Source organism: Pseudonocardia sp. Ae505_Ps2, assembly GCF_001932425.1.
Taxonomy (GTDB): domain Bacteria; phylum Actinomycetota; class Actinomycetes; order Mycobacteriales; family Pseudonocardiaceae; genus Pseudonocardia.
In genome coordinates this window covers 2,209,134-2,228,264 of the sequence record NZ_MCIP01000001.1, presented here as the reverse complement: position 1 = coordinate 2,228,264, position 19,131 = coordinate 2,209,134, and the positions used below count along the sequence as shown (strand labels likewise).

General features: G+C 73.2%; 20 protein-coding genes. 14 read left to right on the top strand and 6 right to left on the bottom strand.

Annotated elements, in window-relative coordinates; translation table 11 throughout:
• Window position 1 precedes the first annotated feature (1 nt).
• Window positions 2–349, bottom strand: coding sequence for a MerR family transcriptional regulator (locus Ae505Ps2_RS10600; protein ID WP_020624239.1), 348 nt, complete (start codon window positions 347–349; stop codon window positions 2–4).
• 64 nt (window positions 350–413) lie between these two features.
• Here Ae505Ps2_RS10600 and Ae505Ps2_RS10595 point away from each other — a divergent pair, with 64 nt between their 5' ends.
• Window positions 414–1,211 carry an aminotransferase class IV family protein gene (locus Ae505Ps2_RS10595; protein ID WP_212567624.1) on the top strand — a complete coding sequence of 266 codons (798 nt, stop codon included), beginning with the start codon at window positions 414–416 and terminating at the stop codon, window positions 1,209–1,211.
• Window positions 1,212–1,293: 82 nt separating this feature from the next.
• Here the strand turns inward: Ae505Ps2_RS10595 and Ae505Ps2_RS10590 are convergent, their stop codons facing one another.
• Together Ae505Ps2_RS10590 and Ae505Ps2_RS10585 are read right to left on the bottom strand one after the other, a co-directional pair.
• The gene (locus Ae505Ps2_RS10590; protein WP_075553587.1) at window positions 1,294–2,265 is read right to left on the bottom strand and encodes a hypothetical protein; all 972 of its coding nucleotides are present in this window, start codon (window positions 2,263–2,265) and stop codon (window positions 1,294–1,296) included.
• A gap of 29 nt (window positions 2,266–2,294) precedes the next feature.
• Window positions 2,295–3,311 carry a phosphotransferase family protein gene (locus Ae505Ps2_RS10585; protein ID WP_075308510.1) on the bottom strand — a complete coding sequence of 339 codons (1,017 nt, stop codon included), beginning with the start codon at window positions 3,309–3,311 and terminating at the stop codon, window positions 2,295–2,297.
• A gap of 197 nt (window positions 3,312–3,508) precedes the next feature.
• On the opposite strand from Ae505Ps2_RS10585, the gene Ae505Ps2_RS10580 reads away from it, so the two are divergent.
• From Ae505Ps2_RS10580 to Ae505Ps2_RS30310, 4 genes are all read left to right on the top strand, one after another.
• Window positions 3,509–4,225 (top strand): TetR/AcrR family transcriptional regulator, encoded by a 717-nt coding sequence (locus Ae505Ps2_RS10580; protein WP_233147407.1) that lies wholly within the window; start codon window positions 3,509–3,511, stop codon window positions 4,223–4,225.
• A gap of 369 nt (window positions 4,226–4,594) precedes the next feature.
• Complete coding sequence (locus tag Ae505Ps2_RS10575) at window positions 4,595–4,927, top strand: DUF6204 family protein (RefSeq protein WP_075308512.1); 333 nt, start codon at window positions 4,595–4,597, stop codon at window positions 4,925–4,927.
• A 44-nt stretch (window positions 4,928–4,971) separates the two neighbouring features.
• A complete protein-coding gene (locus tag Ae505Ps2_RS10570; RefSeq protein ID WP_075332930.1) occupies window positions 4,972–5,553 on the top strand; it encodes a TetR/AcrR family transcriptional regulator in 582 nt (193 codons plus the stop codon).
• A gap of 127 nt (window positions 5,554–5,680) precedes the next feature.
• On the top strand, window positions 5,681–7,672 hold the full coding sequence (locus Ae505Ps2_RS30310) for a Rieske 2Fe-2S domain-containing protein (RefSeq protein WP_084786246.1): 1,992 nt from the start codon (window positions 5,681–5,683) through the stop codon (window positions 7,670–7,672).
• Between the two features lie 120 nt (window positions 7,673–7,792).
• Here Ae505Ps2_RS30310 and Ae505Ps2_RS10555 read toward each other — a convergent pair whose 3' ends face one another.
• Complete coding sequence (locus Ae505Ps2_RS10555; protein ID WP_075308516.1) at window positions 7,793–9,487, bottom strand: AMP-binding protein; 1,695 nt, start codon at window positions 9,485–9,487, stop codon at window positions 7,793–7,795.
• A gap of 303 nt (window positions 9,488–9,790) precedes the next feature.
• Between Ae505Ps2_RS10555 and Ae505Ps2_RS10550 the strand changes: the two genes are divergently transcribed.
• Together Ae505Ps2_RS10550 and Ae505Ps2_RS10545 are read left to right on the top strand one after the other, a co-directional pair.
• Window positions 9,791–10,633 carry a LuxR C-terminal-related transcriptional regulator gene (locus tag Ae505Ps2_RS10550; RefSeq protein WP_158071442.1) on the top strand — a complete coding sequence of 281 codons (843 nt, stop codon included), beginning with the start codon at window positions 9,791–9,793 and terminating at the stop codon, window positions 10,631–10,633.
• A 65-nt stretch (window positions 10,634–10,698) separates the two neighbouring features.
• A complete protein-coding gene (locus tag Ae505Ps2_RS10545) occupies window positions 10,699–10,944 on the top strand; it encodes a hypothetical protein (RefSeq protein ID WP_075308518.1) in 246 nt (81 codons plus the stop codon).
• Between the two features lie 40 nt (window positions 10,945–10,984).
• Here Ae505Ps2_RS10545 and Ae505Ps2_RS31915 read toward each other — a convergent pair whose 3' ends face one another.
• Window positions 10,985–11,161, bottom strand: a complete 177-nt coding sequence (locus tag Ae505Ps2_RS31915) for a hypothetical protein (protein ID WP_158071441.1) — start codon at window positions 11,159–11,161, stop codon at window positions 10,985–10,987.
• On the opposite strand from Ae505Ps2_RS31915, the gene Ae505Ps2_RS10535 reads away from it, so the two are divergent.
• Window positions 11,160–11,963 (top strand): alpha/beta hydrolase, encoded by an 804-nt coding sequence (locus tag Ae505Ps2_RS10535; RefSeq protein WP_075308520.1) that lies wholly within the window; start codon window positions 11,160–11,162, stop codon window positions 11,961–11,963. The two genes, Ae505Ps2_RS31915 and Ae505Ps2_RS10535, sit on opposite strands and share 2 nt — an antisense overlap.
• A 53-nt stretch (window positions 11,964–12,016) precedes the next feature.
• Here Ae505Ps2_RS10535 and Ae505Ps2_RS10530 read toward each other — a convergent pair whose 3' ends face one another.
• A complete protein-coding gene (locus Ae505Ps2_RS10530) occupies window positions 12,017–12,844 on the bottom strand; it encodes a MerR family transcriptional regulator (protein WP_020622168.1) in 828 nt (275 codons plus the stop codon).
• A 184-nt stretch (window positions 12,845–13,028) separates the two neighbouring features.
• Between Ae505Ps2_RS10530 and Ae505Ps2_RS10525 the strand changes: the two genes are divergently transcribed.
• The 6 genes from Ae505Ps2_RS10525 (at window position 13,029) to Ae505Ps2_RS10500 (ending at window position 19,127) form a co-directional block, all read left to right on the top strand.
• The gene (locus Ae505Ps2_RS10525) at window positions 13,029–13,322 is read left to right on the top strand and encodes a nuclear transport factor 2 family protein (protein WP_020622167.1); all 294 of its coding nucleotides are present in this window, start codon (window positions 13,029–13,031) and stop codon (window positions 13,320–13,322) included.
• On the top strand, window positions 13,319–14,158 hold the full coding sequence (locus Ae505Ps2_RS10520) for an SDR family NAD(P)-dependent oxidoreductase (protein WP_075332929.1): 840 nt from the start codon (window positions 13,319–13,321) through the stop codon (window positions 14,156–14,158). The genes Ae505Ps2_RS10525 and Ae505Ps2_RS10520 overlap by 4 nt, the downstream gene beginning before the upstream one ends.
• 108 nt (window positions 14,159–14,266) lie before the next feature.
• Complete coding sequence (locus tag Ae505Ps2_RS10515) at window positions 14,267–16,144, top strand: helix-turn-helix domain-containing protein (protein WP_075308522.1); 1,878 nt, start codon at window positions 14,267–14,269, stop codon at window positions 16,142–16,144.
• Window positions 16,145–16,293: 149 nt separating this feature from the next.
• Complete coding sequence (locus Ae505Ps2_RS10510) at window positions 16,294–17,340, top strand: alcohol dehydrogenase catalytic domain-containing protein (protein WP_020622756.1); 1,047 nt, start codon at window positions 16,294–16,296, stop codon at window positions 17,338–17,340.
• Window positions 17,341–17,460: 120 nt separating this feature from the next.
• Window positions 17,461–18,114, top strand: a complete 654-nt coding sequence (locus tag Ae505Ps2_RS10505) for a HEAT repeat domain-containing protein (protein WP_075312432.1) — start codon at window positions 17,461–17,463, stop codon at window positions 18,112–18,114.
• A complete protein-coding gene (locus tag Ae505Ps2_RS10500) occupies window positions 18,108–19,127 on the top strand; it encodes a MerR family transcriptional regulator (RefSeq protein WP_075332927.1) in 1,020 nt (339 codons plus the stop codon). Before Ae505Ps2_RS10505 ends, Ae505Ps2_RS10500 begins: the two co-directional genes overlap by 7 nt.
• Window positions 19,128–19,131: the final 4 nt, after the last annotated feature.

Below are 19,131 nucleotides of genomic sequence, written 5' to 3'. Positions count from 1 at the left end.
GCTATCCGACCATGTCGAGGACCGCGCGCAGCCGGTCGCGGGCCTCGGTCAGCGCCGCGACCTGAGCGTCGACCCGGGCGAGCTGCTCCCGCACCATCGGCTCGGCGCACCGCTCCAGCTGCGGTCCCGGCCCCTGCGCACAGGGCAGCAGGTCGTAGATCAGTCCGGTCGGCACTCCCGCGGCGAGAAGGGCTCTGATCGCATGGACGGTGTCGACCGCGTCGGCGTCGTACCGGCGGTGCCCGTACCCGCAGTCGTCGCGACGAGGGCGCAGCAGTCCCTGCTCCTCGTAGTACCGCAGCGACCGGGGACTGGCTCCGGTCGCACGGGACAGCTCCCCGATCCGCACGTGATGCACCTCTCCGTCGCGCGGGTTGAACCTGACAACGATGTCAGATTCTACGGTCGGGTCCATGGCAGCGAGACTCTGGCGGAACGGCCGGCCTTCTAACTCCGACGACGCGACGGACCTGGCGTTCGCGGGGTTCGCGCACTTCACCGCGATGCAGGTCCGCGACGGCGCGGTGCGCGGGCTCGACCTGCACCTGGCCCGCCTGCAGCGTGCCTCGCACGACCTGTTCGGCCGCGCGGTCGACGACGGGCTTCTCCGTGACCGGATGCGTCAGGCGGTCGCCGCCGGTCCCCGGTCCCTGTCGATGGTGGTGACCATCCGGCCGGCCGAGGGCGAGTTCGTGCCCGCCGACGACGACCGTCCGCTGGACGTGACCGTGCGGACCGATGCCCCCTCGGACGGACCGCGCGGGCCGTTCCGGCTCGACGCCGTCGAGCACGAACGGTTCCTGCCGCACATCAAGCACGTCGGGGAGGGCGCGAAGACCCATCACCTGCGCCGGGCACGGCAGCGCGGGTTCGACGACGCCGTGTTCCTCGACCGGGCCGGCCGGATCAGCGAGGGCACCATCTGGAACCTGGCGTTCTCCGACGGCGACACCGTGATCTGGCCTCGGGCCGACCTGCTCGTCGGGACCACGATGCAGATCGTGCGCCGACAGCTCCACCTCGCCGGCGTCCCGCAGGACGAGCGGGAGGTCCGCCCGTCGGACCTCGGCGGCCTGTCCGCCGTCGTCATGAACTCCTGGACGCCCGCCGTGCCGATCACCGGGATCGGGCACCGGGAGCTCGCCCCTGACCCACGGTTCGTACGCCGGCTGCGGAACGCCTTCGACGCCGATGCCGCAGAGCCGCTGTGACCACGACTGCTGTGACCACGACTGCTGTGACCCCGACCGCTGCGCACCGCACGTCCGGCGCCGCACCGCGGCAGGTGGCCGGTCAGACCGCCAGGCCGACCGGCCTGCCCCCGACCATCTGGTCCAGGTACTCCGACATGCCACCCAGGGTGCGGCCGTCCTCACCGGTCCAGGTCATCAGGCTCTCCACGAGCCGGGTCACCGCCGGGTCGCCGCCCTCGGTGGTGCGCCGGTTCCGCAGCGGCACGGTCGCCTCCGCGCGGCCGCGCAGGCGCCACTCCCGCCCGCCGGAACGCAGGACCAGGCCGATGCCGGTCTGCTCGTCCCGGCCGTCACGGTCGGTGACGATCTCCATCCCGTCGACCTCGTGCACCGTCCCGCCGTCCCAGACGAAGCCGCCGTGCACCGACGAACCGTCCGGGCTGCCGAACCACGCCCCCATGAACGCGAACCCGTCGGTGGTTCCGTGCAGCCAGCGGTAGAACCACGGTGCCTGCCAGGACCGCGGGCCCCACGAGTGGTCGCGCAGGCCGTGGCCGCCGACCGCGGTCTCGACCCCGTCGACCACGATCCGGCCCTGCGCCGACAGCGGCTGCTCGTAGTGGTTGGGGTCGAAGGAGCCCCCGTCGGTGTCGAAGCTGTGGTCGAACACGGGCGCGATGCCGTGCACCGCCAGCTCGACGACGGCCTCGACCGTCGGGCTGCCGCCCAGCGCCGTGCGCGGGTCGTCCATCGCCGCCGGATCGGCGACGAGCGTGAGCGGCCCGGCGTAGGAGACGTCGAGGTGACGCAAGGGCTCGCGGACACGGAAGGCCATCCCGGCGCTGTCGAACGCCTCGTTCGACGTCACCTCGGGGCGGGCGTAGGAGAAGCCGAGGCGGCCGTCGGGGAGGAACAGGCAGACGGTGACCTCGCCCCGGCCCTCGTTGGGCCGGTTCGCGATCCGCAGGAAGCCGCCGAGGCGCGCCACCGGGTCGTTGAAGTGCACGTACATGGACTCGTTGAAGTGGGGCTCGGGCCCAACCGGGTGGGTGTAGTCGTCCTCGGGGCGCACGGTGTCCTCTCCGCGTCTCGGGTGTCGGTTCAGCGGCCCAGCAGGCGCAGTGCCCCGTCGAGCAGGTGCTCGACGGAGTCCTGCAGCGAACGCAGGTCGAGGGCCCCGTGCTCGCCCATGCTCCCGGAGCGTCGGCGGACGAGGACCCCCTGCAGCAGGGTCGCGGCCTTCCAGTGAGTGAAGGCGCAGTAGTGGTCGAGGTCGCCGACGTCCAGGCCGGTACGGGCCGCGTAGGCGTCGACGATCTCGGTGCGGGTGGCGAACCCGCCGGCCCGGGTGGGACGGGGGATGACGATCGCGGGCTCCTGCGGGGAGCGCCAGTCGTCGAGCAGCCACGCCAGGTCGGCCAGGGGGTCGCCGAGGGTGCAGAGCTCCCAGTCGAGCACGGCGGTGATCCGGCCGTCCCGCACGAGCAGGTTGGACAGCCGGTAGTCGCCGTGGGTGATCACCGTGCGCTGCTGGCGAGGCACCGTGGCGGTGATGCGACGGCGGCACTCCTCCCACGCGGGCGTCGCCGCGGAGCCCTCCCCCCACGCCGCCCAGTTCCGGACGGTCCGGGCGGTCTGGCGTTCCAGGAAGCCCGTCGGACGGCCGAGTCCCTCCAGACCGACGGCGGCCGGGTCGAGCGCGTGCAGGCGGGCGAGCACCTCGACCGTCTCGACCGACAGCTCCCGTCGCCGGCGCGCGGTGCAGGCCGAGGCGTCGGACTCGTCGACCAGTGGGGCGCCCGGCGCCCGGTCCATGACGTAGAACGGGCCGTCGATCCCCCCGGCGTCGGCTCCCTCGGCGACCACCGTCGGCACCGGCACGCCCGACCCGGCGAGGGCGCGCAGGACACGGGCCTCACGGTGCACGTCGTGCGCCCCGGCCGGGGCGCCGGCAGGCGGGTGGCGCAGGACCCACTCCCGCCCGTCGGCGTCGGTGACCAGAGAGGTGATGTTGGACTGACCCGCGCCGACGCGGGCGAGCCGCAACGGCGGGGTGAGCCCGGGGACGCGGTCGCCGAGCCAGCCCGTGAACGCCGGCGGGGCCGGGGGCGCCGTCACGCCGCACCCTGGCGAGGGCTGTCCGGCCGTGATCCGTCGGGACGGGGCATCACCGGGACTCCTCACCGCGACGTTGCGTGGGCCGGGGAACGGCCGGACGTTCGCAGATTAGAAACCGAATTAGAAATAAGCAGCCCGGCCCGGCTGACGAGGCGTGAATCGCCCACCCGCCGACCCTGGGCTATTCAGATACGATCTTGCATCCGGATACGGTACCGTATCTGAGAACCCGGAAGGAGGCCATCATCAGCAGACGACTCACCCGGCAGGAGCGCCGGGAGATCACGCGCCAGGAGCTGCTGCAGGCGGCGGCCGACCTGTTCGCCGAACGCGGCGTCAACGGCACCTCGGTCGAACAGATCGTGGAACGCGCCGGGTACACCCGGGGCGCCTTCTACGGCAACTTCGACGGCAAGCAGCAGCTGGTCCTGGCCCTCCTGGAGCAGCGCACCGAGCGCGAGCTGGCCGAGGTGCAGGCACTCAGCGCCGATGCCGGCTCGTTCGAGGAGACGATCGAGAACCTGCGTGACTGGCACCGCGAGCGGGACGAGAACTTCGCGAGCTGGCTGGCCCTGCGCACCGAACTGTGGCTCCACGGCATGCGTGATCCGGCTGTGCTGTCGGTACTGGCCGACCGCGAGCGCCGTTCCCGGGAGGCGATGGCCCAGGCCCTCGCACAGGGGTTCGCCGCCCGGTCGGTCACGCCGCCCGCACCGGTGGAGCTGCTCGCCCTGATCGTGCACGCCCTGGACGACGGACTCTCCATCCAGCGCGTGCTCTCGGCCGATGCCGGACCGGCCGGAGGAGTCATGGACGTGGTGGATCTGCTGATGCGGTCGTGGAGCGCACTGGCCCGCAGCAGCGCCGCCGAACCCGCCGAACCACCCGCCCCGGAGAACGGCACCACTCCCTGAGCCGATGGCCGGATCCGCCTGACGGCCCGCCACATCGAAGAACTGGACCACAGCCCATGAGCGAGGACGTGAAGCCGACGACGGCGGAGGCGACTCTCGGCCGTCGACGCCCACAGTCAGGCCGACCTCACCGGCGCGCCCGAGACCTGCCGCGCCCCCGGCACCGATGACCCCGCCGCGCGGGAGGCAATCGGCAACGCTCTGGCCGACATCGACTCCGCGAGGTTCACCGCCACTTCAGCGAAGCGCTCTGCTGGGCGTCCGCAAGCCCGGCCGCGGTGATCTGCCTGCTGTTCCTCCTGCCGCGGCAACCGCGGCGACCGGGCACGTCCTGACCGTCCCCGTCCCCCGACATCCGAGGAGCACACCTTGCCGCGCAAGAACTACCAGGTCATCGTCTATGGCACGTTCGCGACACTCGACGACGACCAGCGAGCCGAGCTGCTGGCCATGGCCGACGACCACGATCTGCTCCGGTCGAAGTTCACCGAGGAGGGCACCGTCACCTACGAACGGTCCCTGCGCACCTTCACGTTCCGTTGTGTCGTGAAGGCCGATGCCGAGGACACGATCGACGACGTCGTCGTCGCGGCGGAGAAACTGGCCACGGCCGCCGTCCGCGACCTCGGCGCCGACGTGCGCGATCTGCGGTCCGTCTGCACCGACCTGGACACCATCAAGGTCAAGCGACGGGGACGGTGACGTCCGGGACATCCACCGCTCCCGTCCGGACCTACCCTGAATCGGTGACCGACCGACCGCGGGGACGCCCACGGGACCGCTCCAAGGACGTCGCGGTGCTGGAGGCGACGGTCCGGCTGCTGGCCGCCGAGGGCCTGGCCCGGATGACCATGGACCGGGTGGCCGCCGAGGCCGGGGTGTCGAAGGTGACCGTCTACACCCGGTGGCGCAGCCGCTCCGAGCTGCTCGCCGCAGCACTGCAGCATCTGCAGGTCGACCACGTGCCGCCGTCGACCGGTCTGCTGCGCGAGGATCTCGTGGCCCACCTCGACGCCATGCGGCGCCAGTACGACGACGTCGGCGGGATGGCCGTCGTCGGCAACTGCCTGGCCGACGAGCCCGTCTCCGGCGAGCTGCTCGCGACGATCCGGCGGAGCACGCTGCTGCCCCGCCGGGCGGGCATCGCCGCCGTGGTCCGGGCCGGGGTCGAACGCGGCGACCTCGACCCCACTGTCGACGTCGAACGGCTGGTCAGCACCCTGGTCGGGAACCTCTACGCGGACCACCTCGCCGGCCGCGACCTCGACGACACCTGGGCGGCCGACGTCGTCGACGCCGTCCTGCCGGGTTTCCTCCCCCGCTCCTGACGCGCCGCATCCGGACCGGGACACATCGCCTCCGGATCGCCGCGCCCCTTGACCCGGCACACCCGTCGCCGCACATTCATGAACGAGTGAGTTCAGAAACGTCGTCGACGGAGAGGGCGGACGCATCGTGGAGTTCCTGCGCAACACCTGGTTCCTGGTGGCCTGGTCGTGCGAGCTGACCCCGGACACGATGCTGTCGCGGACGGTGCTCGAACGCCCGCTGCTGCTCACCCGCGACGCCGACGGCCGACCGGTCGCCCTCGACGACCGCTGTCCGCACCGGTTCGCGCCGTTGTCGCGCGGCCGTTTCGACGGTCGGACGATCACCTGCGGCTACCACGGCCTGGAGTTCGACACCTCGGGTGCGTGCGTGCGCAACCCGCACGGCGCCGGGGTGGTCCCGCGGGCCGCCGCGGTCACCGCGCACACCGTGGTGGAGCGGCACGGTGCGGTCTGGTGGTGGGCCGGTGACCGGGAGCCCGATCACGGTCTGCTGCCCGACTTCGGCACCCTCGACGCCGAGGACACCACGACCCGGCGCGACCACCTGGTCATGGACGTGCCGTACGACCTGATCGTCGACAACCTGCTCGACTGCAGCCACACCAGCTTCCTGCACGACGGGATCCTCGGGAACAGCGCCATGCTGGACACCGCGACAACCGTGCGGCAGGACGGCGACACGGTCAACGTCGTGCGGGAGTCCGCGTCGGTGCCTCCCCCCGGCATGTTCGACATGCTGTTCCACGACGACGGCGCCCCGGTCGACACCTGGACCGACTTCCGGTGGAACGCGCCGTCGCACCTGCTGCTCGACGTCGGCGTCACGACGCCGGGACGGCCGCGTTCCGAGGGCGTCGGCTACCTCGGTACCCACATCCTCACCCCGGAGACGGCGAGCACCACGCACTACTTCACGACGGCGTCGCGCTGGGGCGTGCGGCCGGGCACCGAGACCCCGCAGATGCGGCTGAAGATCTCCGACCTGCGCCGGTTCGCGTTCGAGGAGCAGGACGAGCCGATGATCCGCGCGCAGCACGCGACGATCGCCGCGTTCGCCCGCTGCGAGGACACCGCGCCGGAGCCGGTGCTGCTGGAGACCGACTCCGGCGTCGTACGCTGGCGGCGGATCATGGAGCGGCTGATCGCCGAGGACCGGGGCCCGGCGCCCCGGCCCCGGTGGGCCCCGGCCGTCGTCGCCGGGATCACCGAGGCCGCGGTGGGCATCCGGGTGCTGCACCTCGCCGCCGCCGACGGGAGCCCGCTGCCCCCGGGCGAGCCGGGCGGCCACGTCGACCTGCGGCTCGCCGGCGGCATCGTCCGCCAGTACTCGCTGTGCGACGACTCCCGCGACGGCCGCTACACGCTGGCAGTCCAGCGCGAGGAGCCGTCCCGGGGCGGTTCGGCCGCGGTACACGCACTGCGGCCCGGCGACCCGGTCGCCGTCTCCGCACCCCGCAACACCTTCCCGCTCGCCGACGGGGCGACCCGGCACGTGCTCGTCGCGGGTGGCATCGGGGTCACCCCGCTGATCGCCATGCTGCGGGCGCTGCGCGCCGCGGGAGAGTCCGTCGAGCTGCACCACTTCGCCCGCTCCGAGGCGCACCTGCCGTTCCTCGACGAGCTCTCCGCCGACCCCGCCACCACCCACCACCTCGGGCTCGACCCGGCCGGCACCGGCGCCGTCCTCGACCGGGTGCTGGCCTCACCGGGAGCCGGGGACCACGTCTACGTCTGCGGCCCGGCCGGACTGATCGACGCGGTCCACGACCGGGCCCGGGCGCACGGCTGGCCGGCGGGCACGGTGCACGACGAGCGCTTCGTCGCCACCGGGACCGCCCCGGCGGGCGCCCGGCGGTTCAAGGCCGTGCTCGGGCGCAGCGGGCGGACCGTCGAGGTCGGCGAGGACCACACCCTGCTGGAGGCGCTCACCGCCGCCGGCGTCGACGTGCCCTCCTCGTGTGAACAGGGCATCTGCGGTACCTGCGTGACACCGGTGCTCGGGGGCGCAGTCGACCACCGCGACACCTACCTGACCGACGACGAGCGGGCCGCCGGGGACCGGCTCTGCGTGTGCGTCTCCCGGGCCGCGGGGTCCGAGGTGCAGCTGGACCTGTGACGTCGCGGCGCGACCCGGTCACGAGTCGACCGGCCCGTCTCGGCATCGCGCCGGAGACGGGCCGGCCGTCCGGTCCCGGGCGGCACGGCGGATCCGTCCGGAGGACTCCTGGACGACCGGTCAGGCCCTCAGCTCCGGGAGGTCCTCGTAACGCCACTCCCCGCCCGCAGCCGCCCCCGCCTCGTCGCGCTCGCGGGCCCGCAGCTCCACGCGGCGGATCTTGCCGGAGATCGTCTTCGGCAGCTCGAAGAACTCGATGCGCCGCACCCGCAGGTAGGGCGCGAGGTGGTCCCGGGCGTGGGCGAAGATCGACACCGCGGTCTCCCGGGTCGGCTCGTGGCCGGGGGCGAGCGCGATGTAGGCCTTCGGCACGGCGAGCCGCACCGGGTCGGGCTGCGGCACCACGGCCGCCTCCAGCACCGCCGGGTGCTCGACGAGCACGCTCTCCAGCTCGAACGGCGAGATCTTGTAGTCGCTGGCCTTGAACACGTCGTCGGTGCGGCCGACGTAGAACAGGTAGCCGTCGGAGTCGCGGGTCGCGGTGTCGCCGGTGTGGTAGAAGCCGCCTGCCATGGCGTCGGCGGTCTTCTCCGGCATGTCCAGGTACCCGACCATCAGGCTGGTGGGGCGCCGGGCGAGGTCGATGCAGATCTCGCCCTCGGTGTCGGAGACCTCCCCGGTGAGCTCGTCGACCAGCACCACCGGGACGCCGGGCAACGGGCGGCCCATCGACCCTGGCTTCACGACCGAGCCGGGCGTGTTGCCCACCGACGCCGTCGTCTCGGTCTGGCCGAACCCGTCGCGCAGGGTCAGTCCCCACTGCGCCCGGACCTGCTCGATGATCTCCGGGTTGAGCGGCTCGCCCGCCGCGATGACCTCGCGCAGCGAGCCGGGCCCGCCGGACAGGTCGGCCTTGATCAGCATCCGCCACACCGTCGGCGGCGCGCAGAACGTGGTGACGCCCTTGTCCCGGATCTGGCCGAGCAGCGACGCCGCGTCGAAGCGGCTGTAGTTGTAGAGGAAGATCGTCGCCCCGGCGATCCACGGCGCGAAGAAGCAGCTCCACGCGTGCTTGGCCCAGCCCGGCGAGCTGATGTTGAGGTGCACGTCGCCAGGGGTGATGCCCAGCCAGTACATCGTGGACAGATGTCCGACCGGGTACGACGCCTGGGTGTGCTCGACCAGCTTCGGCCGGCTGGTGGTGCCGGAGGTGAAGTACAGCAGCAGCCGGTCGTCGGCGGTGGTGCCCGGGTGCTCGACGGGTGCGTCGTCCACGTCGCGGGAGTCGGCGAGGTCCAGCCAGCCCTCGGCGGTGCCGCCGACCGAGATCGCGGTGCGCCCGTCGAGGAGTCCCTCGAACTTGCCCGTGCAGGACGCGTCGGCGATCACGAACCGGGCGCGGCCGCGCTCCAGCCGGTCCGGCAGGTCGACGGCGCCGAGCGCGGTGGTCGTCGGCATGATCACCGCGCCGAGCTTCATCACCGCGAGCATCGACTCCCACAGCTCGACGCGGTTGCCCAGCATGACCAGCACGCTGTCCCCGCGCCCGACCCCGTGCGATGCCAGCCAGCGGGCCACCTGATTGGAGCGGCGGCGCAGCTCGTCGAAGGTCCAGGCGCCCTCCGCGCCGTCCTCCTCCACGATGCGCAGCGCGGTCCGCGTCTCGCCGTCGGCGATGACGTCGAACCAGTCGTGCGCCCACTGGAAGGCGCCGTCGAACTGCGGCCAGGTGAAGTCGGCGACGGCCTTCTCGTGCTCGCCGTGCAGCGCGACGAGCCGGTCGCGGGCGTCGCGGTAGATGTCGTGGTTGCCCATGGGGCGGACGTCCTCGGGGTCGGTGGGGCGGTCGGACCGCCGTCGGGGCGGTCACCGGGCGGGCGGAGAACGCCACCGCGAACGTCGTGACGGAAGGGCATGCGGGCTCCTCGTCGGGCGCGGCCTGGCGGACGGACCGAGACTCGCCGCGCCGGCCCACCGCCCGCTACCAACCGAAGTCAGTGTTCGGATCCGGTTGACGGACCCGGCGATCTCTGGGAGAACCCCACCAGTCGTGACTCGTTGCACACGACGAGGCCGCCCGGGCCGGCGAGGACACCGACGGGACAGGGAGGAGCACTCGTGCTGGACGACGACGCGGTCGCCCGTGCGCTGGACCGGGTCATGCCCCGCCGGCTCCACGAGCTCAGCTCGACGACCGGTCTGCCGGTCGTCTTCGGTGGGACGACCCGGACGGTGCGCGACGGCCTGCAGCTCACGATCAACCAGCTGATCGGCACCTTCGGCGACTCGCTGCGGCTGCTCAGCGTCCTGTCCGGGCGCGGCCTCGGCGGCGCCGCGATGGCCCGCCGCATCCCGTGCCGGGTGAGCGACTACGCCTCGACCCCGGGGATCACCCACGACTACGATCACGTCGTCGTCGAGAACGAGCGGCTCGCGTCGATCCTGGCCTATCCGATCATCGTCCACGGCTCGGTCCGTGGCGTGGTGTACGGGGCGATGCGCGAGCACCGGCCGATCGGCGACGTCGCGGTCCGCAACGCGGGCATCGTGGCCGCCACCATCGCCCGGGACGCCACGGCCTTGCTCGACCAGCACTCTCCGCCCACCGTCGCGGTCGTCGCGGACGCCGAGAGCCGGGCCGGTGCGCTGCTGGAGCTCGCCGCGCTGATCGAGAGCACCGACGACCCGGAGCTGCGCACACGGCTGAGCCGGATCCACGACGGCCTCGCCGGGGCGCGCCCGGCGCCGGGCCGGACGGGCGGAGAGGCTCCCGCCCTCTCACCGCGGGAGATCGAGGCACTGCAGCACGTCGCGGTGGGCGCGACCAACGCCGAGATCGCGGCGCAGCTGGGGATCACCGTGGGGACGGTCAAGGCCTACCTGCACAGCGCCATGCGCAAGCTCGACGCCCAGAACCGGGCGCGGGCGGTCATCGCGGCCCGCTCGGCAGGGCTGATCTGACCGTCCGGCGCTTCGGCGTGAACCTGCCCCGGCCCCGGTACGAACCCAGGGCAGGGGGTGAGCCGATGTACCTGTCCACCGAGCAGGCACGGGCGCTGGAGCTGCTCGACGGCCGGGACGCCCGGGTCGACCAGCTGCGGGCCCCGGTGGCCCGGCAGCTGCACGACCGCGGGCTGATCGACGCCGACGGTGCGGTCACGGCGGCCGGTGCCGCCGTCGTCGAAGTGATCTATGCACAGCGGTTCGCCGACGGCGTCGCCGAGATGAAGGCGCGCATCCGGCACCACCGGCTCGGCCGCCCCGGGGGCTGAGGGCCCGTCGCGCACCTCGCCTGCAGTCGCGGGCGCGGCGTCATCCGGCCCCGTCGGCGACCGCGCGCCACAGCCCGTCCCCGATGCGCTGCATCGTGGCGCCGTAGGCCTCGGGGAGGTCGACGTCGAGCCGGTCGGCGAGCACGAAGAGCCACCACAGGCACTCGGCGAGCTCGTGCCGCAGGGCCGGCCACTCGCTGCGTAGCATCCCCGTCATGCCGTCCTGGCCCACCTACGACGCCGAGGTGAACGGCGTGACGATCTCCTACCTCCGGACCGGTCAGGACAAGCCTCCCGCCCTGCTGCTCCACGGCCTGGTGGGCAGTGGAGCAGGCTGGACGCCGGTGGCTCGCGTGCTCGAGGCGGAGCTGGACGTGATCATGCCCGACGCGCGCGGACACGGGCGCTCGAGTGCTCCGGACTCCGGCTACCGCTACCCGGATCTCGCCGCTGACGTGGGCGGCTTGATCCAGGAGCTGGGCCTTCGTCGCCCGGTGCTCGTCGGTCACTCGATGGGCGGCATGACGGCAGCGCTGGCCGCGACCCGGATCGGTCACCTGGTGCGCGGGCTCGTCCTCGTGGATCCCACCTTCCTGAGCAGCGAGTGGCAACAGCAGGTGTACGAGAGCGACGTCGCAGAGCAGCACCGCCACGCCCTGCACCAGGGGAGGTCGGCGCTCCTGGACGACGCGCTCGCGCGGCACGCACATCGCTCACCGGAGCTCGTCGAGCTGCAGGTGGACGCGCGACTGAGCACGAGCCCGGCCGCGTTCGACGTCCTGACGCCGCCCAACCCGCCGTACCGTGAGCTGGTCAGCGCGCTCGACGTGCCGACGCTGCTCGTCATCGGCGACAAGCCCGTGGTCACCCTCGGCGTGGCCACCGAGCTGTGCGAGCTCAACCCGCTCCTGCGGGTCCACCAGGTCGACGACGCCGGGCACGGTCTCCCGTTCGACCAGCCGGAGCGGCTCGCGCAGGCCGTCCTGACCTTCGTGCGGGACCTGCCGAGCACCGGCTGACCCCGGTGGTTCACGGCGGCGGGTACGAGTGGACGACGCTCAGCGGTCTCCGCTCATTCCGATGATGCGGTGGTGCCGAAGATCGGCCAGCAGATCTCGGTGGCGGTGAATCGGGCCGGATCCGTGGGAGTGCCGCCGACGTAGTGTTCGCGGATGGGTCCCTGGCTGCTGATCAGATGCTCGTTGACATAGATCCCCAGGGCCGCGTAGCTGCGGTCGATGCCGTCGTGCCCGCCGGGATGGGTGAGCACCGCGAACTCGGTCCTGGGGAGGACCTCGGCCTGGACCGCTTCGGGCGGATCGATGGACGGTGGCGCGGGGACGAACATGGTGGCGCGGCCCTGCTGTTCGAGGAACAGTGCTCTCTCGTAGAGGCCGCCCGGCACCATCGCGTCAGGCGCGCCCGGTGCCGTGGCGACGGCCTGGTGCAGTGTCCGCAGCGACGCTGTGAACCAGTCGTCGATCTCGGAGACGTCGATGACGGCGCTGATGGCCCACACGGGAAGCGCCGGCTCGTGGCGCAACGTGACGTCGGTGGGAGGTCTCGCCGGGGTGAGCAGTTCACGCAGGGCCCCCACGGTGTCACGGGTCTGGGCGAGCGCAGCCTCCATCTGTTCGAGATGGGTGGTGATGATCTCGGTGCGGGCCCCGGCGTCGTCGGTGCTCAGGAGCGCCTTGATGTCCGGAATGGACATGCCCAGGGAGCGGAACCGGCGGATGATGTGGGCGTGGTCGACCTGGCCGGTGTCGTAGAAGCGGTAGCCGGTGTCGGGGTCGATGTGGGCCGGTTCGAGGATCCCGATGTCGTGGTAGTGGCGTAGCGCCTTGCGGCTCAGGCCGCTCATCAGCGCGAAGTCACCGATCGAGACCTGGGCTCCCATGGCGTCCTCCTCTGCGTGGCGTCACCTGCGTCGAGCGGGACAACCCTGGGCCCTCCCCCTGGGGGAAGGTCAACGTCGCGGCATTCCCGCGATCACGGGTTGACCTTCCCCTCACGGGAAGCTCCATCGTGGCGCCATGTCCACAGCAGAATGGGAAACACTCCCCGAGACCGTGAGAACGTTCATGGGCGCACTCGACTCCCGGGAGTTCGATCGGGCGCTCGCCACCTTCACCCCCGACGCCGTGGTGACCGATGACGGCCACGACCACGCGGGCACCGACGAGATCAGGGCCTGGCTGGCGACCGCGGTCACCGAGTACACCTACACCGCCGAGTTCACCGGTGCGTCCACGACCGCCACGGGCGTCGACGTCGGACAGCACCTGGAGGGCGACTTCCCGGGCGGGGTCGTCGACCTGAACTACCGCTTCACCCTCGACGGTGCGGCGATCCGTCGGCTGGTGATCGAGCCGTGACCCGGCGATGGTTCATCACCGGTGGCACACCCGGCAACTTCGGGATGGCCTTCGCCGAGGCCGCGCTCGACACCGGTGACCGCGTGGTGCTGACCTCCCGCCGCCCCACGGAGTTGGCGACCTGGGCGGAGCGGTACGGCAACCGCGTTCTCGTCGTGCCGCTGGAGCTCACCGACGCGGCACAGGTGCAGCGCGCCGTTCGCACGGCCGAGGAGCACTTCGGCGGTATCGACGTGCTGGTCAACAACGCCGGCCGCGGCTGGTACGGATCCATCGAGGCGATGGACGAGTCCGCGATGCGGGCGATGTTCGAGCTGAACTTCTTCGCCGTGCTCTCCGTGACGCGTGCCGTGCTGCCGGGGATGCGTGCCCGCGGCGACGGGTGGATCGTCAACGTGTCCTCGGTGGCCGGACTCGTCTCGGCGCCCGGATTCGGCTACTACAGCGCGACGAAGTTCGCCGTCGAAGCCGTCACCGACGCGCTGCGCGACGAGGTCGCCGCCCAGGGCGTCTCCGTACTGACCGTCGAACCGGGAGCGTTCCGCACCAACGCCTACACCGGGTTCGCCGACGAAGCCGTCGAGGAGGCTATCCCGGTCTACCACGAGATGTTGGAGCAGGTCCGGGCCGTCTTCGTCGGGATGGACGGCGTGCAGCCCGGCGACCCGCACCGCGGCGCCCGTGCGGTGATCACGGCGATGTCGCAGGATCCGCCGCCCCGCCGGCTGGTCCTGGGCAACAGCGGATACGACGCCGTGGTCGAGACTCTGGAGAAGGATCTGGCCGAGATCCGGAGGAACGAAGACCTGTCGCGCAGCGCCGATTTCCCTGTGTAGCCGGGCTGCCCCACGAGGTCGTACTGCCGGGGTCGGTGAGCGTGGCCGACGGACGCCGGCTGCCGGCGGTCCTCGCGGAGCGTGGCGCCGGCTGGCTACGCTCGATCCGTGGATACCGGCGCCGGGGTCGAGGCCGCCGCCCGGCGGGCGCGGCACACCCGGCACGTCGGTGCCGCGGGCTCCCACGTCCGCCCGGTCGTCGCGGAGTCCTGGCAGCGGGCGCTCGACCTGGGCGTCGACCTGGCCCGGTCCGCGACCTACGTCGGGCACGAGCCGGGGCACGCCGCCGTCGCCGAGGCCGACGAGGTCTTCGACCGCTTCCTCGCCGGCGCCGACGACCTGGGCTGCTCGGTGCTGCTCGTCGACGGCGACGGGGTGGTCCGCGTCCGCCGCGACGCCTGCCCGGACCTCGCCACGCTGCTCGACGCCGTCCTGGTCGCGCCGGGCTTCCGGATCGCCGAGCAGGACGTGGCGACGACGGCGTCCGCGCTGGTGCGGGCCACCGGTCGCGCCGCCCGGGTGGACGGTCCCGAGCACCTGCACCCCGACCTCGCCTGCCTGGCCGAGGCCGCCGCACCGGTGCCGTCGGACAGCGACGCGGACCCGCAGACGGTGGTGGTCGTGGCGCACCTGTCGGCGCCGGGCGGCGGCTCGGCGCTGCGCGCGGCCGTCGCCGCGGAGCTGGCCCGCCAGATCGGCGAGCACGTCCGGGACCGCGCGCACCGGGCCGGGCGGCTGCTGCACGCCCGCTTCGACGACGTCTGCGAACGGTCCGGGGCGGAGTGGGTCGTCGCGACCGACGGCCGGGCGACCCTGTGCAGTCCCGGGTTCCGGGCCCTGCCCCGCGAGGACCGGGACCACCTCCTCGACCGGGCGCTCGCCGACGCCGCCCTCGCCGAGCCGCCGCCCGCCGGGTCCACCGCCGACCTGCCGTCGGGCCGCCGCGACGACGTCGCCACCTCCGTCGTCCGGGACGGCGGCGCCGTCGTGGGCCACGTCAGCGCCGGGCGGCGCTGCGTCGGCGTACCGGCCGGTTCCCGGACGACGGACGCGATGCGTCGCCAGGGGTCACACGTCGCGCCGACCGCGCGCCGGGACTTCGCGGCCGACTTCCGGGACGCGCACGCCGACGGCGCCGCCGCCGAGGTGCGGCGACGCGCGAACCGGGAGCTCCTCAGCCCCTACCTGCGCGCCCGCCGCGACGTCGCGACCGCCGTCGCCGCCCGGACCAGGCACCTGCTCCTCGTCGGCGAGCCGGGCGTCGGGAAGCAGACCCTCGCCGTCGAACAGTTCCGCCGCAGCCACCCGACCGGGACGGTGCAGGTGCTCGACTGCGCGCGGATCGCGGAGTCCGGTGGCCCCCTCCTGCCGACGGTCCGCGGCACCGACGAGGACCGGCCACGGCTGCTCGTCCTGCGCCGGCTCGCGATGCTCGGGTCGGTCGCCGCGCGGCGCCTCGACGAGTCGCTGCGGCTCCTGGTGTCCACGCCCGCGGCACCGACCGTCGTCGGCTGCATCGACACGCCATCGGTCGACGCCACCCGGCCCTACGGGCTGCTGCTGCGGCACTTCCACGACACGGTCCGGGTGCCCGCACTGCGCTACCGGGCCGACGAGCTCGGGGAGCTCGCGCGGTCGGTGCTGCACTCACTGTCCGGCGGCCGGTCGCTGAGCCTGAGCATGCAGGTGGTGCGGGTCCTGGAGGGCTACGCCTGGCCGGGGAACCTGCGCGAGCTGGAGGACGTCCTGCGCTACGTCATCGCCCGCAAGCCGGTCGGCGTCGTGCAGGCACCGGACCTGCCGTCGTCGTGCTTCACCGGCGGCGCACCGCGGATGTCGATGCTGGAGGCGGCGCAGTGCGACGTGATCATCCAGGCCCTCTACGAGGCGCGCGGCAACCGCTACCAGGCCGCCGAGCTGCTGGGGATCGCCCGGTCCTCGCTCTACCGCAAGATCGACGCGTTCGGGATCAGCTACATCGGCTGAGGTGTCCCGGGCGCGGGACACACGGCCGTCGCCGGGGCTCGTGCCGCCCGCGGAGTCGTCCCAGAACGGGACAGTCACATGCGCACTCCCGCATTAGCGTCGGGTCCGCCGACGCCCTCGGCACCCCCTGCGACCAACGGAGTGAGCAGATGAAGGCACTCGTCTACCACGGACCGGACGCCAAGTCCTGGGAGGAGGTCCCGGACCCGACGATCCAGGACCCCACCGACGTGATCGTCAAGGTCGACACCACCACGATCTGCGGCACCGACCTGCACATCCTGCAGGGCGACGTCCCGGCCGTCACCGACGGCCGCATCCTCGGCCACGAGGCCGTCGGCACGATCACCGCCGTCGGAGACGCCGTGTCCGGCTTCGCCGTCGGCGACCGCGTCCTCGTCCCGGCGATCACCAAGTGCGGCCGCTGCGACTACTGCCAGCGCGGCATGCCGTCGCACTGCCAGACCGTCGGCGGGATCGGCTGGATCTTCGGCCACCTCATCGACGGTACCCAGGCCGAGTACGTACGGGTCCCCTACGCCGACACCTCGCTCTACGCGGTGCCGGAGTCGGTCACCGACGAGCAGGCGATCTTCCTCGCCGACTCGCTGCCGACCGGCTACGAGGTCGGTGTGCTCGCCGGGAACGTGCGGCCGGGCGACACCGTCGCGGTCGTCGGCGCGGGTGCGGTCGGGCTCTCGGCGATCCTCACGACCGGCCTGTGGGGCGCGTCGAAGGTCATCGCGATCGACTCCAACAAGTTCCGGTTGGAGAAGGCCATCGAGTTCGGCGCCACCGACAGCGTCGAGGTGGGGCCGGGCACCGTCGCGGACGTGACCGCGCTGACCGACGGACTCGGCGTGGACGTCGCGATCGAGGCCGTCGGCTACCCGGAGACGCTGCTGACCGCGGCGTCGCTGGTGCGCCCGGGCGGCACGATCGCCAACGTGGGTGTCCACGGCACCCCGGTGGAGCTGCCGATGCAGGACATGTGGATCTCCAACGTCACGCTCACGATGGGCCTGGTCGACACCGTGTCCATCCCGACGCTGCTCAAGATGGTCGCGGGCGGGCGGATCCCGGCGGAGAAGATGGGCACCCACTCGTTCACCTTCGACCAGATGGACGAGGCCTACGACGTGTTCAAGAACGCCGCGGCCAACCAGGCGCTCAAGGTGGTCATCACCCCGGCCTGACGTCGCTCCCGGGGCCCCGCCCGCGCCGGGGCCCCGCGCGGTGGTCGTCGTCGCCACCCCTTGCGCCCACGGAGCGACGGACTTGACCCTGACACCGTGACAGGCACTGGGGTGGTGGTCATGACACCACCGGAGATCACCGCGTCCCTGTCCGCCGCCGACCCGTCGGTCCGGCTGCGGGCCGCGCTCGCCGCCGGGTCGGCCCCCGACCCCGCCCTGCTCGACACCCTGGTGCGCCGCTGCGGGGAGGAGCCGGACTTCTTCGTCCGGGACATGCTGTCCTGGGCGCTGACCCGGCTCCCGGCCGCGGACGTGCTGCCCCGGCTCGATGCCGAGCTCGGCTCGTCGTCGTCGCAGGCCAGGGCCCAGGCGCTGCACACCCTGTCCAAGATCGCCGACCCGGCGACCGCGGACCGGGTCACGCCCGCCCTGCTGCACGACCCCGACGACGAGGTGGCCCGCACCGCGTGGCGCACCGCCGTCGTGCTCGTTCCCGAGGCCGGTCGCGCCGGGCTCGCCGAGGAGCTCGGCCGGCAGCTGGGCCGCGGCGACCGGGCGGTGCGGCTGAGCCTGTCCCGGGCGCTGGCCGACCTCGGCGCGGCGGCCGACACCGTCCTCGACCGGGCCGCGGCAGGGCCCGACCCGGACGTCGCCACGCACGCCAGGGCGACGATGGTGCTGCGCGAGGACCCGACCACCGGGTTCGACGACGCCGTGGCACAGGCGCGCCGGGTGGTCGCGCTCGGCCCGGGGCACGAGGCGGCCGCGTGCTGATCGGTGAGGTCGCGCGCCGCAGCGGGGTGAGCGTGCGGATGCTGCGCCACTACGACGCCGTCGGTCTGCTCCGGCCGACCGGGCGGACCGTCGGCGGCTACCGCGAGTACTCCCCCGACGACGTCCGCAGGCTCTTCCACGTGGAGGGCCTGCGGACGCTCGGGCTGTCCCTGGCCCAGGTCGCCGACGCCCTGCGCGACCCGGGGTTCGACCCGTCCGGGCTGGTCGCGGACCTGGTCCGGGCCACCGAACAACGCCTGGAAGGGGAACGGGAGCTGCTCGCGCGGCTGCGCGCCGTCGACGCCGCCGGGGCGGGGACCTGGACCGAGGTCGTCGACGTCGTCGGGCTGCTGCGGGCACTCGGGTCGCCGGCCGCGGGGCGCCGACAGCAGGCCGCGCTGGCCACGGCCGACGGCCCGGCGCTGCCCGCGGAGCTGCTGGCCCGCTCGTTCCTCGCCGAGTCCGACCCGCACGTCGCGGGGGCGCTGCGGTGGGCGCTGCGCTCGGCGCTGGATCGGGCGGGCGACCCGGACGCCGCGGCCGCGGCCGCGCTCGCGGCCGGTCTGGGCTCGGACGACCCGGCCGTCCGGCGACGCGCGGTCGACGCGCTCGCCGACGCCGCACCGGTCCCGTCGGCGACCGCGGCGCTGCTCGACGCGCTGGCCGACCCGGACCCCCGGGTCCGCCGCCGCGCCGCGGTGGCCGCAGGACGGGCCGGGGCCGTGGCCGCCGTCCCGGAGCTGGTCACGATGGTGCGGGCGGGGGACGACGACGTCGAGGCCGCGGAGGTCCTCGCGGAGCTGTCGCGCACGGACCCGGCGAGCGCAGGCCGGATCCTCGGCGCCCTCACCGGCGACCTGGACGGGACCGACCCCGCGACCCGCATCCGGGTCGCGCAGGCACTGGTCGAGCTGCCCGGACCGGGCCCGCGGGACGCGCTGCGCCGGCTCGCCGCCGACCCCGACCGGGCCGTCTCACTCGTCGCGGGGGCGTTCGCGGACCGCCGGGTCTGAGACC

Excerpts from the sequence above, each read along its gene's own strand:
- Ae505Ps2_RS10595 (WP_212567624.1), top strand. The coding sequence starts at position 414 with ATGGCAGCGAGACTCTGGCGGAACGGCCGGCCTTCTAACTCCGACGAC.
- Ae505Ps2_RS10555 (WP_075308516.1), bottom strand. The coding sequence starts at position 9,487 with ATGGGCAACCACGACATCTACCGCGACGCCCGCGACCGGCTCGTCGCG.
- Ae505Ps2_RS10545 (WP_075308518.1), top strand. The coding sequence starts at position 10,699 with ATGTACCTGTCCACCGAGCAGGCACGGGCGCTGGAGCTGCTCGACGGC.
- Ae505Ps2_RS10535 (WP_075308520.1), top strand. The coding sequence starts at position 11,160 with ATGCCGTCCTGGCCCACCTACGACGCCGAGGTGAACGGCGTGACGATC.
- Ae505Ps2_RS31915 (WP_158071441.1), bottom strand. The coding sequence starts at position 11,161 with ATGACGGGGATGCTACGCAGCGAGTGGCCGGCCCTGCGGCACGAGCTC.
- Ae505Ps2_RS10530 (WP_020622168.1), bottom strand. The coding sequence starts at position 12,844 with ATGGGAGCCCAGGTCTCGATCGGTGACTTCGCGCTGATGAGCGGCCTG.
- Ae505Ps2_RS10525 (WP_020622167.1), top strand. The coding sequence starts at position 13,029 with ATGGGCGCACTCGACTCCCGGGAGTTCGATCGGGCGCTCGCCACCTTC.
- Ae505Ps2_RS10510 (WP_020622756.1), top strand. The coding sequence starts at position 16,294 with ATGAAGGCACTCGTCTACCACGGACCGGACGCCAAGTCCTGGGAGGAG.
- Ae505Ps2_RS10505 (WP_075312432.1), top strand. The coding sequence starts at position 17,461 with ATGACACCACCGGAGATCACCGCGTCCCTGTCCGCCGCCGACCCGTCG.